Origin of the sequence: Acinetobacter sp. ANC 4648 (assembly GCF_002135345.1) — a bacterium.
Taxonomy (GTDB): Bacteria; Pseudomonadota; Gammaproteobacteria; order Pseudomonadales; family Moraxellaceae; genus Acinetobacter.
Genome location: NZ_NEGI01000003.1, coordinates 326,499 through 344,197, shown reverse-complemented (window position 1 = coordinate 344,197; position 17,699 = coordinate 326,499). Strand labels below are relative to the sequence as shown.

Sequence of the window (17,699 nt, the reverse complement as noted above, 5' to 3'; positions counted from 1 at the left end):
ACGACACCTGTAACTAAACCTGGAGTTGATGTTAAAAAGACCACAACAGCAACGACAGCCAAAGTTGGTGATAACCTCGACTTTACAGTTCGAGTGACGGTAACCAATTCCCAAACTACAGACGTATTAACCTTGACAGATACATTAGGTCAAGGTCTGAGCTTTGTGAGTGGTACTGCCCCAACAGGTTGGACGATCACTGGTACGGGCAAAAACATCAGTATCAGTGCGCCAAAAGGTCAAGTGCCGGGTACATATCCAGTGACGTATAAAGCGTTGGTGGGTGAAGATGCTTTTAATGAGGTGGTGAATAACGTTATTGCATCGGGAGGAGATAATCCAAGCTGTACCACTTGTACTACGACTACCCCAGTAGCTGTATCGGTCATTAACCTTGAAAAATCAACGACAGCAACTACTGTTAAAGTGGGTGATACAATTGATTATACTGTGAAGATAGCGGTACTAAATTCACAAACAATAGATGCTTTGGCTTTGAAAGATATTCTTGGTGAAGGCTTAAGCTTTGTGAGTGGAACTCCACCAACAGGGTGGGCGTTAATTGGCATCGGAAAGGAGATCAATATTCTTGCCCCGAAAGGTCAAATGCCAGGAGTCTATAATCTAACGTATAAGGTTTTAGTGGGTGCGGATGCAGTAGATAATGTACTAAATACAGTTACAGCAATAGGAAGAGATAATCCAAACTGTACTATATGTACTACTACTACACCGGTGACGAAACCAAGTGTTGATGTGATCAAAACGACCACAGCAACTGCAGCTAAAGTAGGTGACACGATTGACTATATGGTTAACGTGACGGTTGCGAACTCTCAAACTACAGATGCATTAACGCTGAATGATACTTTGGGTCAAGGCTTAAGCTTTGTGAGTGGTACTGCCCCGACAGGTTGGACAATCACAGGTACGGGCAAAAACATCAGTATCAATGCACCAAAAGGTCAGATTCCAAATACCTATACCATCACTTATAAAGTACTGGTCAATGCAGATGCAGTAAATAATGTTGTCAATACAGTTATTGCATCAGGTGGCGATCAACCAAGCTGTACCACATGTACCACCACTACTCCAGTGACTAAACCAAGTATTGATATTGTAAAAACTACGACTGCAACTACAGCAAAAGTAGGTGACACAATTAACTATACGGTTAATGTGACAGTTGCGAATTCCCAAACGACTGATGTCTTAACGTTGACAGATACATTAGGTCAAGGCCTAAGCTTTGTGAGTGGTACTGCCCCGACAGGTTGGACAATCACAGGTACGGGTAAAAACATTAGTATTAGTGCACCAAAAGGTCAGATTCCAAATACCTATCCGATTAGTTATCAAGTAGTGGTTGGTAAAGATGCAATAAATACTGTTGTCAATACGGTGATTGCTTCAGGTGGAGATCAACCAAGCTGTACAACTTGTAGTACAACGACTCCAGTAAAAAGAGAGATTAAGGCTGTAGATGATAACTATGGTGTTCATCGAGGTAGTAATCAGACCAAAACTGTAGGTAATGCTTATTCAGAAAATGATACCTTAAATAATTTTGCCTTTAATCCTTCTGAAATTACAGGAAAAATATTAGAACCTGCAGTACCAGTGAATGGTAATCCGTTGGTGCCTTTACTCGATTTGATAACTGGAGCGGTAACAGTTCCGGCTGGAACCCCCGTAGGTGACTACACAATTCATTATCAAATTTGTGATAATTTTGAGTTGTCGAGTTGTTCTACAGCGTATATCAAAGTTGGTGTTATTGCAGATGAATCTCTATTAAGGATTGTGAAATCAGCAGCAGTGAAGAAAGTCAAAGTTGGTGATCTTGTTCGTTACACCATTCAAGTAACTAATATTGGTCAAGTAGCTGTAGAAAATGCTCAATTAATTGATACGCCAGCAGCAGGATTTACTTATGTTGCTGGTTCTGTAACAAGTTCAAGTTTAGGTAATAACATTGCCGCAACTGGTACACGTCCAGTGGTCTTTAATGGCATTAGTTTGGCTGTTGGAAAGACTGGTTCAATTAGTTACTTAACGAAGGTTGGTGCTGGTATTCAGCAAGGTACTCATACCAACACTGCAATTACTAAAAATAGTGACGGAGATGATATCTCTAATAAATCTACTGCTTCTGTTCAGTCAGATAATGATCCATTACTAGATGAATCGCTAATTTTTGGTACGGTATTTAATGATCGTGATCGTGATGGATGGCAAGACAGTGCAGCAGTGAGTGGTATGGTCGCTCAAGGTGGATTTGTACCTGAAGCCTATATTCCAAATTCTACTGAAGTGAATAAAGGTTCTGGTTATCAGCCAGAAGCTGATGCAAGTGCTCCATTATTACATGGGATTAAATTGGGGAATATTCAGGCGCGTCAGTCTGAAGCTGACCCAATTCAAAATCATCAAATCATGATTCGTCAAAAACTCAAAACGCTGGCATTTACAGATGATTTTGTCTTGAACAATGACCAAGGTGTCATCGTCCATATGACAAAAACGGGTGATGTACGTATTGAAAAAACTGGCGAAGCGAAAGCAGGAAGAAATGCAGTTGAGCTCGATGTTCAGCGTGTAGTGACTCAGGTATCTGATGGCTATCTTGTTGAATATATTATTCGCAGTACAGGTATTGATGAAAAAGGTATTCCGGGAGTGCGCATTGCCTCTGTGGAAGGAATTTTAATGGAAACGGATCAGTTTGGTCGTTACCATTTGGTGGGTGTGAATGGTGGAAATTGGGATAGAGGTCGTAACTTTATTTTAAAAGTTGACCCAGCTACCTTGCCACAAGGTTCTGTATTTACAACCAATAATCCATTACTTCGTCGAGTTACACCTGGTCTACCAGTACGTTTTGATTTTGGTGTATACACTCAACCAGAACTATTGAAAGGTGAATCTAAAGTAGCAGAACTGGAACTTGGCGAGGTTTTGTTTGAACCTAATCAAGCAATAGTGCGTGATAAATATTTACCAGTATTGAAAACCATTGCGATGAAAGTGGATAAATTCCATGGCGGTAATTTAACTATCACTGCCAATGGAGAATATGAAGCACTTGCTTTTGCTCGCGCCGAAGCAGTGCAGAATGCTTTGAAGCAGAATTTATCGCCAGAAGTTTTGTCTAAAACATCAATTTCTGTAATGACTGAGCTTAATGGTCAGAACCAATTGGTGAGTGGGCTGAATGAGCAAGGTGTAATTGTTGGTACAGTCTTATTTAAAACAGATAAAGCAGATGTTCATCCCCGTTATATTCCTTTGCTTAAGCAGATAGCAACACATATTAATCAATCTAAAGGTGAAGTTGTTTCTATTGTTGGGCATACAGATGTTCGAGCAAATCATGCATATAACATGAAACTTGGATTAAAACGAGCGAAGGCTGTTTATCAGGCATTGCTGCCATATTTATCAGATGAGGTAAAGCAGAAGTTACAGGTTACCCTTTTGAATGATGAAGAATCTCGTACCCTGAAAACCAGTCAGCTGAGTGATTCGTCTACTCAGCAAAACATCAGTCATTAAGAAGGGGCTACCATGAAAATTAAATTATTGAATTATATGATTGCCTCATTAATGACTGGAATGACGCCATATGTGTGGGCAGACAGTTATTTAGAAACGCAGAAATCATCTAAAAAGAGTAATGAAAATGCAGTAAATTGTCAGAACAATGAATGTTCTGATGATGGGCAATTGTTATTCCGTGTAGGCTCACAAAGTTATGATGAGCAGATCACTCAGGGAACATCTAAAAAGTCATCATCTGATGAGCTTGCTCCTGACCGGCGAGTTACTCTGAGTGTCGCTTCTGCAGCGACACCTGGGGTTGCGAAAGTAAAAGGTAGTTTTTATGCTGAATTACCACATGGTGGAGTGGTCTGGGCGACGGAAGATCCTACTCCAGGACGTGCTGAACTGACAGTATCAGCACCTTCGGTGGTTGCTTTTGCAAATGGTAAGATTATAAAACCAGTGAACTTTTTTACTCGAAGCAACTATTCTGCATTTATTGACAGAATGGAGCTTTTGGTTTTTCGGAGCAGTGATACAGATTATGTCACACCTTTAGCAACAATACCTTTAACTGTTGGCGCTGTTACAGATACAGAATGGCAAGGTCAATTGTCATCTTCATATCAATATCGTGAGGGTGATCAATTAATTTATATTGTCCGTGCTTATGGCAAAAATGGACAGTTTGATGAAACCTATCCGGGTCAATTCCAGTTGGTGAGTCCACAAGATGAACAACGCAATAATACTTTATTAAGAAACACGCTTGAAAAAAGTATGAATACTGCATTGACGACTCAGGATGCACTTAAACAAAGTTTAATTAACAATGTTTTTGCTGGGAATGGTTTAAGACAACAGAATATTTTACTGCATGGTTCGCGAATTCGAGTACAAGGAAGAAATATTCCTTCGAATAGTCAGTTATCCATTAATGACCAAACTTATCCAGTCGATCAAGAAGGCAAGTTTGTTGCAGAATATCTCATGCCTGTGGGAGAACACCAGTTTAATATTCGTGTGGGTAATGGTGAGACTGCAATAGAAAAAATATTGCCTGTAAATGTAACGGGTAAATACTTTTTTGGTACTGCCATTGCAGATGTGACTGTGCAACAACAGAAAATTAGTGGTTCGCATGAAATTGCTGCCAATGCTGGCAGAGATGATGATTTACTTACAGATGCAAGACTTGCATTTTATGTTAAATCTAAACTCAAGGCTAAATACTTAATTACTGCTCAGGCGGATACAACTGAAAGGGAAATTAGAAAATTATTTACTGGATTTACAGATTCTTACGCTGAAGATGTTTTTAGACGATTAGATCCTGAACAGTATTATCCAACCTATGGTGATGACTCTACGACAACACGAGATGTTGATACTCAAGGGCGAATGTACCTTCGTGTAGATTGGGATAAAAACCAAGCGTTATGGGGTAACTATGCTACAGGATTTACAGGCACTGAACTGGCTCAATACCAGCGCTCACTTTATGGTGGTGCATTGGATTGGAGAAGTAATTTATCAACCAAATATGGTGATGAAAAAACAAAAATTCGCTTATTTGGATCAGATGCCAATACAGCACATGGCCAGACAGAGCTACTAGGTACAGGCGGAAGTTTATATTATTTACGCCATACGGATATTGTTCCAGGTTCAGATATTGTGAGCTTGGAAGTTCGTGATAAAACGACGGGTCGAGTGATTTCGACCAAGCAATTGATTAGTGGTGCAGATTATGAATTTGATGCTTATCAAGGACGTATCATTACGCGTAGACCATTAGCCCAAATTGCGAGTGAAGATCGCAATAGTATTACTATTGATACGCCATTAGATGGTTATGAACAACGTCTAATAGTCGATTATGAATATGCACCGAAAGGTTTGGATGGCCAATTAACCGCAGGTATTCGTGCTAAACATTGGTTAAATGATAACATTGGTGTAGGAGCAACCTATATTGATGAACAAAAATCTGGTGATGATTACGAGCTTAAAGCGGCAGATATTACATTAAAAGCAGGAAGAGGCACGTACTTAAAAGTCGAACATGGACAAAGTGAGTCGACCAGTGTTCCCGTCTTTTTTTCAGATAATGGTGGTTTAAGTTTTACTCAGTTGACCGCTAATGTACCTAGAAATGGTAAGGCAACTTCGGTGGAAGCAAGAGTTAACTTAAAAGAGCAAGGCTTGACGGCTCGTGATTGGAGTGCTGGTGCGTGGTGGAGAAACATCGATGCAGGATACTCTTCGGCTCGGACTGATTTTATAGGACAGGATGTGACGGAGTATGGCGCTGAAGTATTAGGGGAACTTAAACCTAATATGAGTTTATACACTAAGCATAGTCGAGCTGAGCGTGGTCAAGAAAGTCTAAGCCAAAGTCAGGTTACAACAGAATGGCGTTTGAATGATGAGCAAACACTGACTGCAGAATTAAGACATGTAGATGAAGAGCGCTTTGCAGGTGATGCGGCTGGAACACTTGCAGCACTAAAGTATAGTCAAAGACTTACACCTTCATTGGAGATGTATGGCGTGGGCCAAGCGACTGTCAATAGTTCGGGGCAGTATGATAATAATGATGCTGTGACTTTAGGTGGACGCTATTTATTTGGAAATCAATCTTCTGTAAATGCTGCAGCAACCCATGGTAGCCGAGGAGATTCGGCAACAGTTTCGGGGGAGTACCAACTTACTCCAGAACATAGCTTGTATGGTGCATATACAGTAGCAGCGGATACGACTCAGTATGATAGTTTATTTAATCATGATAATCAGGCAGGTTGGACGCTCGGTCAGCGTTGGCGTCTAACTCAGCGAACAAATGTTTATAATGAAAGTCAGTATTTGAAAGATCAGCGTAACGGCAATGCATTAGTGCATACCTTTGGTATGGATTTTTACCCTGCAGAAAATTGGAATCTGGGTTATTCCTTACAGCATGGTAATCTTGATGCAAGCAGTGGAAATGTAAAGCGTAAAGCTGTGAGTGTTTATGGTGGACGTACTACTCCAAACACGAACTGGCAAAGTAAAGTGGAATGGCGTGATGATTCAGATGCTGAAGATAGAACACAGTGGGTGACTACGAATACATTACGACATAAAATTAATGACAGTTTAACCTTGGCAGCAAAGGCCAATTATTCTGAAACTCGTGATCATATTAATGCCGAAGCAGGTGCAAAATTTGCTGAAAGTAGCTTAGGATTTGCTTATCGACCATGGAATGACTCTCGATGGGGCGTTTTCGGGCGCTATACCTATGTTTATGATTTATCATCTCTTGGTCAGGTCAGTGGTTGGGATGATAGTGCAATCTCGGCAGCCTATTATGATCAGCAAGCACAAGTAGTTTCACTTGAAGGTGTGTACCGTTGGACACATCGTTTTGAAACTGCTTTGAAGTTAGCAGATCGCGTCGGCAAAGTACGCTTAGGGCGTGATCAGGGGCAGTGGTTTGATTCCGATACGATGTTTACAGCAGTGCAAGGTCGTTATGAAGTACTAAATAATTGGCATGCGCTTGCAGAATACCGTTGGTTGAATGTTCAGGACGGTGGGGATAAGCAAGGGGTGCTCTTGGGTATTGATAAGGATATTAATCAAAATTTCCGTGTCGGTATTGGCTATAATTTTACAGAGTTCAATGGTGATTTAACTCGCGTAGATAACTATCGTAATAAAGGATGGTTCCTGAACTTTGTAGGCTATTATTAATAACATTTAATTAATATTGTAGAGTATTAAACAAATGAAAGAGCTAAGGTTTTGATATTTAATTCATTTCCTTAGCTTTTTTTGTTTGGATTGTAACTCACTGCGTACTCGAATTTTTAAGATGATTTTACTTTTCAAAATTTGTGCAGATACCGCTAATTTATATATTTTAAGATTGTCGTATTAATCAGTTTTTATCAATAAATTTTAGTTCAGCTTGAATTGATTATTTTTATTTAAGTTAAATATTTAATTATCAATTGGTTGGTTTTTAGCTAAATTGAATATTAAACTACAGGAGTATTATAGAAGGATTGTATGTGTTGACTGCTTGGTAATGGTTGATCATCAGTATTCATAAAAATATTTAAACAATATGCTATAATTTGTAAAATATCATACGATAAAGAAAAATAGTCTAGTCCACTATTTTAACTTGATTTAAAAGCTGCTTACAGGCAGCTTTTTTAGTTCAGTAAATTACTTTATCGGAAAAGTCATTTTGGTATGTTTATTGAATGTTTCATTCGAGCCTCATTTGCCAATGTTCATTTAATGAATGCTCAAAACTCACTTAACGCCTAGCTCAAACTTAACAGGGGCTCAACAATGACCACTTCAAATCCTTCAGCGGGTTTGCTTGAACGTTTATTTAAACTTAGCGAGAATAAGACGACATTTAGAACTGAAGTCCTTGCGGGTGTAACCACATTTTTAACCATGTGTTACATCATTATTGTCAATCCCTTGATTCTTTCGGAAACGGGAATGGATCATGGTGCAGTATTCGTTGCCACCTGTTTGGCAGCTGCAATTGGTTGCTTGGTGATGGGGATTGTGGCGAATTATCCAATCGCACTTGCTCCTGGGATGGGCTTAAATGCTTATTTCACCTATTCAGTTTGTATCGGAATGGGGGTGCCTTGGCAAACTGCACTTGCAGCTGTGTTTATGTCAGGTCTGATTTTTATCATCATCAGTATGTTTAAAATTCGTGAAGCGATCGTTAATGCAATTCCAATGTCTTTGAAGTTTGCTATTGGGGGGGGGATAGGGTTATTTCTTGCGTTAGTTGCTTTAAAGAACTCAGGGATTATTGTTGATAATCAAGCAACTTTAGTTGGTTTGGGTGATATTAAACAACCAACAGTATTGTTGTCATTGTTCGGCTTTTTCCTTGTAGTGATAATGCATCACTTTAAAGTTCGTGGTGCAATTATCATTAGTATTCTAGTGATTACTGTCCTAGCAACAGCGCTAGGTTTAAATGAGTTTAAAGGTGTTGTAGGAGCGATTCCGTCTATTGCACCAACATTCTTACAAATGGATTTCAAAGGTCTATTCACTGCAAGTTTAGTCGGTGTTATTTTTGTCTTTTTCCTTGTAGACTTGTTCGACTCAACTGGAACCTTAGTGGGTGTATCACATCGTGCTGGCTTACTCAAAGATGGTAAATTGCCACGTTTGAAAAAAGCATTATTTGCCGATTCAACAGCAATTGTTGCAGGGGCTGCTTTAGGGACATCATCAACAACACCTTATATTGAATCATCTGCTGGTGTAGCCGCAGGTGGTCGTACAGGTTTGACTGCTGTTGTTGTCGGTTTGCTCTTTATCGCATGTTTATTCCTTGCACCATTGGCTCAATCTGTACCTAGTTTTGCTACGGCACCGGCATTATTGTTTATCGGTGTTTTGATGATTCAAGGCATTGTGAATATTGAATGGGATGACATTACTGAAGCTGTTCCTGCCTTCTTAACTATCGTATTTATGCCGTTTACCTATTCAATTGCAGATGGTATTGCCATGGGCTTTATCAGCTATGCATTAATCAAATTGTTTACGGGTAAAGCTGCAACTGTACCTTATATGGTCTGGATTATTGCTGTGCTTTGGGTGATTAAATTTGCTGCATTTGGTGGCTGATTCATTCATTTAGATTGAGGGTGTAAACTTGGTTTGCGCCCTTTTTTATTTTAGTTATTTAGACGTTTTATATTGAGGATATTTCATGAATAGAATCGAACTCATTCGTGCTTTACCCAAAGCTGAATTGCATGTACATATCGAAGGCACGTTTGAGCCTGAACTGATGTTTTCCATTGCGCAACGTAATCAAATTGAGATTCCTTATAAATCAGTTGAAGAGCTGAAGCTGGCGTATAACTTCCATAATTTACAATCCTTTTTAGATATCTATTATGCTGGTGCAAATGTTTTAGTTCATGAGCAAGATTTCTATGATTTAGCTTGGGCTTATTTTGAAAAATGTGCTGAAGATAAAGTAGTCCATACTGAAATATTCTTCGATCCGCAAACACATACAGATCGTGGTGTTGCATTTACAACAGTGCTGAATGGTTTAAAGCGTGCATGTACAGATGCCCAGATTAAACTGGGGATTAGTGCTCAATTGATTATGTGCTTCTTACGTCATTTAAGTGAAGAGGCTGCTTTTGAAACTTTAGCACAGGCTTTGCCCTATAAAGATCAAATCATTGCTGTAGGTTTGGATTCAAGTGAATTAGGCCATCCACCTGCAAAATTTGAGCGAGTATTTGCACAAGCACGTGAAGAAGGTTTCCTGATCGTTGCACATGCAGGTGAAGAGGGTCCTGCTGAATATGTTTGGGAAGCTTTAGACTTACTAAAAGTAAACCGGATTGATCATGGTGTGCGTTCAGAAGAAGATCCAAAATTACTTGAGCGTCTAATTGCCGAAAAAATGCCGTTGACCGTGTGTCCATTAAGTAATTTAAAACTCTGTGTAGTGGATGATATGGCTGAACATAATATTCATCGACTCTTAAAACAAGGAGTACATGTTACGGTAAATTCAGATGATCCATCTTATTTTGGTGGGTATATGAATGATAATTTTATCGCAATTGCTGAATCTTTAGATTTGTCTAATGATGAACTTAAGAAGTTGGCAAAAAACTCATTTGAAGCTTCATTTATTCCTGATACAGAAAAGCAAAAGTGGATTCAACAGATTGATGCTTTAGCATAATTTTGATGTTCTTTTTTGCCCATAAAATCGCTGGTTAGTTGAGATAAAGCAGTATCTAAAGATACTGCTTTATCTTTGAAGGATATGGTATGAAAAATTTATTAAAGTTGCTGCTTGTTGTTATTTTTTTGAGTAGCGCAATGATCCATGCTGCAACAGCAGTTAAAGAGCAGTCTTTAACTCAGAAAATGTTAAAACCACTGATTGAACAACAATGTGCATCTGAATTAAAGGCTTCAAAAGTTTGGCAGGCATCTGCATTGTTTTTATCAGTTGCTCAACAAAGTCGTACTCAAAGCAAAGTCTGCGGATGTGTAAGTGAAAATGCGATGCATGATATATCTACCAAAGATATTTTAGTAGCCACTGTAAATGAGTCAGTTAAGAATGAATTAATGACGCGTGTTGTAATGAATAGTTTAAAAGGCTGTGCACAGGATGCCTTTAAATAGCCGATATAGAAATTAAAAGTGTATATATCGGCGCAATAAAGGGAGGGAGGCATGCTGAGGAAATTATTTTCCCTGACTAGTCATGCCGCGGAGGACATTGTCTTTATCAATAAAATGATGTTTGAGTGCTATAAGAATGTGACCCAATACCACTAAACCTGCAAACCATGAAAGGTAAATATGAATGGGTTTTACAATATCAAGTAAATCAGGATTGTCTTGGACTAAGCGTGGGATTTCAAATAAATACAGCACCGGTGCAGGATGTCCAGCACTCCAACTAAATAAGCAACCAGTGATAGGCAAAGCTAACAATAGCAGATATAGAACCAAATGGCCTAAATGTGCCATGTTTTTCATCATCGGTGACATGCTATCGGGTAATTGTGGAGCGGGGTGGGTGTAACGCCAAAAAATCCGAATGATGACTAAAAAAATAATAACTGTGGCAATATTTTTATGCAGAGTAATCACTGTGCCTTTAAAGGTACCATCCATGTCATAGCTGAGGAAATTAGCACTATAGAAGCCGATGAGCCATGCACTAATAAAGATAATAGCCATAATCCAATGCAAGTATTGCGCTGTTCTTGTATAGTACTGTGGTTTTTTTTGCATGTTGCTCTCTGAGATAAGCATTCAATTTAGCTATTATCATATTTATTTTTAAAGAAAAAATCAGTGTTAAAAACTCAACGGATTGTTTTAAAATTGCAACGTTGTTCCGCAATGTGTCGAGAATCTAAGCGACTAAGAGGGGATTGTTTGAATGCTGAGTATTTTAAGTATGATCTCTGCATGAGATTAGGCACAATACGCGCACTTATTTTCATGACAAAAGGAACAACTGTGAAAAAATTAGTTGCTACGCTTGCACCATTTGCCCTTGTTTTAACAGCTTGTGCAACAACCGATTCAACAGGTATGTCGGCTGCTGGTACAACCACTCAACAATTGGGTACAGTGGCTTTAAAGATTGCAATTAATGCAAAATGTACAACTGAACTTAATAATCTTCCCGCTTGGAAAACAGCAACCAAATTGATGAGTACTGATCAAAAAACGAATATTCAAAGTGAAATTTGTGGTTGTGTCAGCGATAAAGCACCACAAAGTGTGACGGCTGTCGATTTAGCAACTGCTGCACTCGATCCAAATGCACGTGCAACTATTGTTAAGCATGCAGTCACTAAAACAATTAATGCATGTGTGGCTGAGGTCGTTCGCTGATCCCGTGTTAAAATTCAAGAGGCTGACGGGTTTAGCCTCTTTTGATATAGATAGGTAAATACATGTTAATTGCGGGTGTAGATGAGGCAGGGCGCGGGCCGTTGGTAGGTTCTGTGGTCGCTGCTGCGGTAATTTTAGATCCAAATAATCCAATTGAAGGATTAAATGATTCTAAAAAACTCACTGAAAAAAAACGTGAAAAATTATTTAAAGAAATACAAGAAAAGGCTCTGGCTTGGGCCATTGCAGAAGCATCTCATATTGAAATTGATGAAATTAATATTTTGCAGGCATCGCTTTTGGCTATGCGCCGTGCAGTTGAAGCATTAAAAATACCTGCAGAGCATGTTTTGGTCGATGGTAATAAAGTGCCGCAGGGATTGGTGGTGAGCTGTGATGCTGTGGTGGGTGGTGATGCGATTCATGCAGAGATTAGTGCTGCAAGTATTTTAGCAAAAGTGACGCGTGATCATGACATGGTAGAATTAGATAAGTTATATCCGCAATATGGTTTTGCTAAACACAAAGGGTATCCGACTAAAGCACATTTTGAAGCGATTGCAATCCATGGTGTAATTGACCAGCATCGTCGTAGCTATGCGCCAGTCAAAAAAGCATTAGGTCTTGATTGAGTATTGAAATTCAACCTAGTGATAAATTTAAAGCGGCCCTTTGAGCCGCTTTATTTTTCAAAACTTAATAATCTCATCGATTATAGTTGTTTTGCGCCGCATTATCATCTTCAAAAGAAGGCTGATAATCTTGGTCGATATGTTGAAGATGTTCGTGCATGGCACGTTCATGTTGAATGCGTTGGTAAATTTCTTCACGATGGACAGAAACTTCTTTAGGCGCATTCACACCAATACGAACTTGATTGCCTTTTACGCCAAGTACAGTAACACTGACTTGATCCCCAATCATTAATGTTTCTCCGACACGACGAGTCAGAATCAGCATGTTTATCTCCTTGCTTAAACGCTAAACCTGCGATAGTTTTTTCAAAAAGTGAAAGCAACAACCTCGGTATCAGATGGAATCTTAACAGAAAATTGTGATGAATTATGCAATTCTAACAGTTCTGCTGATTTTTTCCAAAAAAACCTGTGGGTTTAATATAACAGAGCCACTATAAGAAAAACTATAGTGGCTCTAATTTTTTTATTACTTGATATAAACTAATAAATCATTGCATAAAAGCTTAATAATTAAGCACGCACGCTTGATTCACCGTGTTCACGATCTAAACCAAAAGCAGTATGAAGGGTACGTACCGCAAGTTCTAAATAGTTTTCTTCAATAATGACCGAAATTTTGATTTCAGACGTTGAAATCATCAAGATATTGATACCTTCACTGGCTAAAGCAGTAAACATTTTGCTTGCGACACCTGCGTGTGAGCGCATGCCTACACCAACGATCGATACTTTAACAATATCATCACGAGTAGCAACTTCACGTGCACCAATTTTTTGTGCGGTGTCTTCAAGAATTGCTGTAGCTTTTTTCAACTCACTACGGTTAACAGTGAAGGTGAAATCAGTTGTACCATCTTCTTCAACATTCTGGATAATCATATCCACTTCAATGTTTGCATCACCAATCGGACATAAAATTTTCGCAGCGATACCCGGTTCATCAGGCACACCTAAAATAGTTAATTTAGCTTCGTCACGATTGAACGCAATACCTGAGATAATAGGATTTTCCATGTTGTCTTCCGTTTCAGTAGTGATTAGTGTCCCGACATTTTTTTTGAAATCTTCATCAAATGCACCATCATCGTCATTATCAAAACTCGATAATACGCGTAAAGGTACTTGGTATTTACCCGCAAATTCAACCGAACGAATTTGCAAAACCTTAGAACCAAGAGATGCCATTTCAAGCATTTCTTCAAATGAAATACGATCAATTTTTTTGGCTTTTGGTGCAACACGTGGGTCAGTGGTATAAACACCATCTACGTCAGTATAAATTTGGCATTCATCTGCTTTTAAAGCAGCTGCCAATGCAACACCAGAAGTATCTGAACCACCACGCCCTAAAGTTGTGGTGTTACCATGACTATCAGAACCTTGGAAACCTGCAACAACAATGACACGTCCCGCATCTAAGTGGCTGGTCATGACATCAGTATCAATCGATTCAATACGTGCTTTGGTAAATACGCTATCAGTTTTAATTCCGACTTGGCGACCAGTTAAAGACTTAGCTGCGACACCAATTGAATTAAGTGCCATAGCTAACATTGAAATCGTGACCTGTTCCCCTGTAGACACCATTTGATCAAGTTCACGTGGGTCAGGGGTTTCGGTAATGGCTTTCGCTAAAGCAAGTAGACGATTGGTTTCGCCACTCATTGCAGAGACCACCACAACCACTTTGTGGCCATGGTCGTGCCAGCGCTTTATACGACGAGCAACATTTAGAATGCGCTCGGGAGTACCCATAGAGGTGCCACCATATTTTTGAACGATTAATGCCATAGTTGTTCCATAAAAGCCATGATCCTGAAGTACCTTTTCAGGATCCATTACACAAAAAGTGAAGTTATTTTTGCTCAAGCCAAGCAGTTAAACCTGCCATTACTTGATCAAACTTCTCGTTAAGTGGCGCGCCACCTTGTGCTAAATCAGGTTTACCACCACCTTTACCACCAAGTTCGGTAGCTAAGTGTTTGATAATTTCACCTGCCTTAATGTTGTTCGTGAAGTCTTTGGCTACAGATGCAATTAGACTAACTTTGTCGCCATCGACACCTGCAAGTACAATGACCGCATGTTCTAATTTAGATTTTACACTGTCATGTAAATTGCGCAGTGATTTTGCATCTTGACCTTGCACAGTCGTAATCAGCGTTGGGCGAGCTGCAATCGTTTGAACTTGGCTTAAAAGTTCTGCTGATTGAAAATTCGCTAACTTTTGATTGAGTTGTTCAATCTGTTTTTGAAGTTGATGTGCTGTTTCAAGAGTCGCTTCAACTTTTTCAACGGTTTGATTTTTTTGTGCTTTCAATAATGCATTAATCTGTTGGATATCTGCATCAGTTTTTTGTACAACGTCTAAAGCTTGAGTTCCTGTAACGGCCTCAATACGACGTACACCAGCTGCTACACCACCTTCAGATGTGATTTTGAATAAACCAATATCACCAGTACGTTTGACGTGGATACCACCACATAGTTCGATCGAGAAGTTTTTATCTTCAATAATTGAACCCATAGACAGTACACGGACTTCGTCGCCATACTTTTCATCGAACAACATCATTGCGCCTTTTTCTTTGGCTGCATCAATGTTTAAGAGTTCAGTCGAAACTGCGGTGTTTGCAATAACTTCACGATTTACAATACGTTCCACTTCTTGTAATTGTTCGAAAGTTACGGGTTGGTCATTAGCAAAGTCAAAACGTAAAATATCAGATGCAACCAGCGAACCTTTTTGTTGCACATGTGAACCTAAAACTTGACGTAGTGCTGCATGTAATAAATGTGTTGCAGAGTGATTACGCGCAGTGGCTTCACGGATATCTGCTTTTACAATCGCTTCTACATTTTGAGTAGCTTTTAAGCTACCCATGGTCACGATACCTTGATGGACAAATGCGCCACCAGATTTTTTGGTATCTTGAACTTCAAAAATACCCGTTTCATTTTTGAAAATACCCGTGTCGCCAATTTGACCACCACTTTCTGCATAGAAAGGCGTCTGGTTGAGTACAATTAGGGCTTCGTCGCCTTCAGTAACTTGCTCAACTTGTTCGCCATCTTTATAGATTGCAATGATTTGACCTTGGCCTTGAGTTGCCGTATAGCCATCAAATTGGGTTTCACCTTCAACTTTAACAATGCTGTTATAGTCAACTGCAAACTTACCCGCATCGCGGGCACGTTGACGTTGCGCGGCCATTTCAACTTCAAAACCAGCTTCATCAATTTCTAAGTCACGTTCGCGTGCGATGTCAGCTGTTAAATCAGCTGGGAAACCATAGGTATCATAGAGTTTGAATACTGTTGCACCCGGAATTGTTTTACCTTTTAAGTTAACCAACTCACCTTCAAGCAATTTCAAACCTTGTTCAAGTGTCTTAGCAAACAACTCTTCTTCTTTTAATAACAAGGCTTCGATACGTGTTTGGTTTGTAGCAAGCTCTGGATAAGCTACACCCATGACATCAATCAAAGGTTGTAACATTTTGTAGAAAAATGAACCTGTTGCACCGAGTTTGTTGCCGTGACGTACTGCGCGACGGATAATACGACGAAGTACATAACCACGGCCTTCATTTGAAGGATTTACACCATCTGCAATTAGGAAGCAACATGAACGCGCATGGTCAGCAACGACTTTAAGTGAGGCAGGGTATTCAATTGGTGTATTGTTTTCTTGTGCTGTTGCAACTGCTTCAGATGTATCAACACCAATGATTTCAGCAGCAGACTTTAATAAGTTTTGGAAAAGGTCAATTTCATAGTTTGAGTTTACATGCTGTAGAACAGCAGAAATACGTTCAAGTCCCATCCCTGTATCTACAGATGGTGCAGGAAGGTTATGCAATACGCCATCAGCAGTACGGTTAAACTGCATGAATACGTTGTTCCAGATTTCAATGAAACGGTCGCCATCTTCTTCAGGCGTGCCTGGTAAGCCACCCCAGATATGGTCACCATGGTCAAAGAAAATTTCAGAACAAGGACCACAAGGACCCGTGTCACCCATTGCCCAGAAGTTATCAGAAGCGTATTTTTCGCCTTTGTTGTCACCAATACGAATAATACGATCAGCAGCTAAACCAATGTCTTTATTCCAAATATCAAATGCTTCATCATCTGTATGATAAATAGTGGCATAAAGCTTATCTTTAGGGAGCGCAAGCCATTCTTCGCCAGTTAAAAAATCCCAAGCAAAGCGAATCGCATCTTGTTTGAAATAATCACCGAAAGAGAAGTTACCCAGCATTTCAAAGAAAGTATGATGACGCGCTGTATAACCGACGTTATCTAAATCGTTATGTTTACCACCTGCACGCACACATTTTTGTGATGAGGTTGCACGTACATAATCACGCTTTTCTAAACCGAGGAAGCAGTCTTTAAACTGGTTCATCCCTGCATTGGTAAACAGCAAAGTAGGGTCGTTGGCAGGTACTAGTGAACTCGACGCGACACGTGTATGCCCTTGCGATTCAAAGTAACGCAAAAAAGCTTCACGTATTTCAGCAGTTGTCATAAAACGAGTACTCACAACCAAGTCACTCCTTAATTTTCGTATTGGCTAAAAGCATACTAACTGAGTCTAATCATGTTTGCTCGCTTAGTATGCGCGGCTTAAAATTTTAAAAACGCCAAATTATAACGGAAAAAGCTTGATCCACCAATGATTTTAAGGCGAATTAAGTACAATTCTAATAATTTTAATTTGGTGCTTAATTTTAAATTTAAGCATAAAAAATAACATCTTAATGGCTGTTTTATATTGTATGAATGAATTCAGGCAATACATTGATGGACTCAAGAGTATCTAAATTTTGTCAATTGTTAGGTTGGAATTTATATTATTTTTCATCCAATTTTAATACTGATCACCGTTTATATTGTCTCTTGGAGAGGGTTAGGTGAACTTTAAGAGAGATATAAGTTGTTTAATGTAAGCTTTAGATCAATTTAAATAAGGAGTTTGGTATAGAAATATTCTAGCAAGCATAAATTACTCAT

The 17,699-nt window shown here is 39.2% G+C and carries 11 protein-coding genes; 7 read left to right on the top strand and 4 right to left on the bottom strand.

The window, feature by feature from the left end; all coding sequences use genetic code 11:
• From B9T27_RS07705 to B9T27_RS07685, 5 genes are all read left to right on the top strand, one after another.
• Nucleotides 1-3,558 (top strand): OmpA family protein (locus B9T27_RS07705; RefSeq protein WP_143222569.1); only part of this gene is annotated, 3,558 nt, incomplete at its 5' end.
• A 12-nt stretch (nt 3,559-3,570) separates the two neighbouring features.
• Nucleotides 3,571-7,284 (top strand): hypothetical protein, encoded by a 3,714-nt coding sequence (locus tag B9T27_RS07700; RefSeq protein ID WP_213033011.1) that lies wholly within the window; start codon nt 3,571-3,573, stop codon nt 7,282-7,284.
• A 609-nt stretch (nt 7,285-7,893) separates the two neighbouring features.
• The gene (locus B9T27_RS07695; RefSeq protein WP_086206249.1) at nt 7,894-9,213 is read left to right on the top strand and encodes an NCS2 family permease; all 1,320 of its coding nucleotides are present in this window, start codon (nt 7,894-7,896) and stop codon (nt 9,211-9,213) included.
• 85 nt (nt 9,214-9,298) lie between these two features.
• Nucleotides 9,299-10,300 carry an adenosine deaminase gene (locus B9T27_RS07690; RefSeq protein ID WP_086206248.1) on the top strand — a complete coding sequence of 334 codons (1,002 nt, stop codon included), beginning with the start codon at nt 9,299-9,301 and terminating at the stop codon, nt 10,298-10,300.
• Nucleotides 10,301-10,389: 89 nt separating this feature from the next.
• Nucleotides 10,390-10,752 (top strand): hypothetical protein, encoded by a 363-nt coding sequence (locus B9T27_RS07685; RefSeq protein WP_086206247.1) that lies wholly within the window; start codon nt 10,390-10,392, stop codon nt 10,750-10,752.
• A 63-nt stretch (nt 10,753-10,815) separates the two neighbouring features.
• On the opposite strand, the gene B9T27_RS07680 is transcribed toward B9T27_RS07685, so the two are convergent.
• Entirely contained in the window at nt 10,816-11,370 is a 555-nt protein-coding gene (locus B9T27_RS07680) for a cytochrome b (RefSeq protein ID WP_086206246.1), read from the bottom strand.
• A gap of 231 nt (nt 11,371-11,601) precedes the next feature.
• On the opposite strand from B9T27_RS07680, the gene B9T27_RS07675 reads away from it, so the two are divergent.
• Together B9T27_RS07675 and rnhB are read left to right on the top strand one after the other, a co-directional pair.
• The gene (locus B9T27_RS07675) at nt 11,602-11,982 is read left to right on the top strand and encodes a hypothetical protein (protein ID WP_086206267.1); all 381 of its coding nucleotides are present in this window, start codon (nt 11,602-11,604) and stop codon (nt 11,980-11,982) included.
• A gap of 62 nt (nt 11,983-12,044) precedes the next feature.
• Entirely contained in the window at nt 12,045-12,614 is a 570-nt protein-coding gene (rnhB, locus tag B9T27_RS07670; RefSeq protein WP_086206245.1) for a ribonuclease HII, read from the top strand.
• Between the two features lie 73 nt (nt 12,615-12,687).
• Here rnhB and csrA read toward each other — a convergent pair whose 3' ends face one another.
• The 3 genes from csrA to alaS all read right to left on the bottom strand — a co-directional run bounded on the left by csrA (nt 12,688) and on the right by alaS (nt 17,229).
• The gene (gene csrA, locus B9T27_RS07665; RefSeq protein WP_086206244.1) at nt 12,688-12,942 is read right to left on the bottom strand and encodes a carbon storage regulator CsrA; all 255 of its coding nucleotides are present in this window, start codon (nt 12,940-12,942) and stop codon (nt 12,688-12,690) included.
• A gap of 248 nt (nt 12,943-13,190) precedes the next feature.
• Entirely contained in the window at nt 13,191-14,471 is a 1,281-nt protein-coding gene (locus B9T27_RS07660) for an aspartate kinase (protein WP_086206266.1), read from the bottom strand.
• Nucleotides 14,472-14,535: 64 nt separating this feature from the next.
• A complete protein-coding gene (gene alaS / locus B9T27_RS07655; protein WP_171263355.1) occupies nt 14,536-17,229 on the bottom strand; it encodes an alanine--tRNA ligase in 2,694 nt (897 codons plus the stop codon).
• Nucleotides 17,230-17,699: the final 470 nt, after the last annotated feature.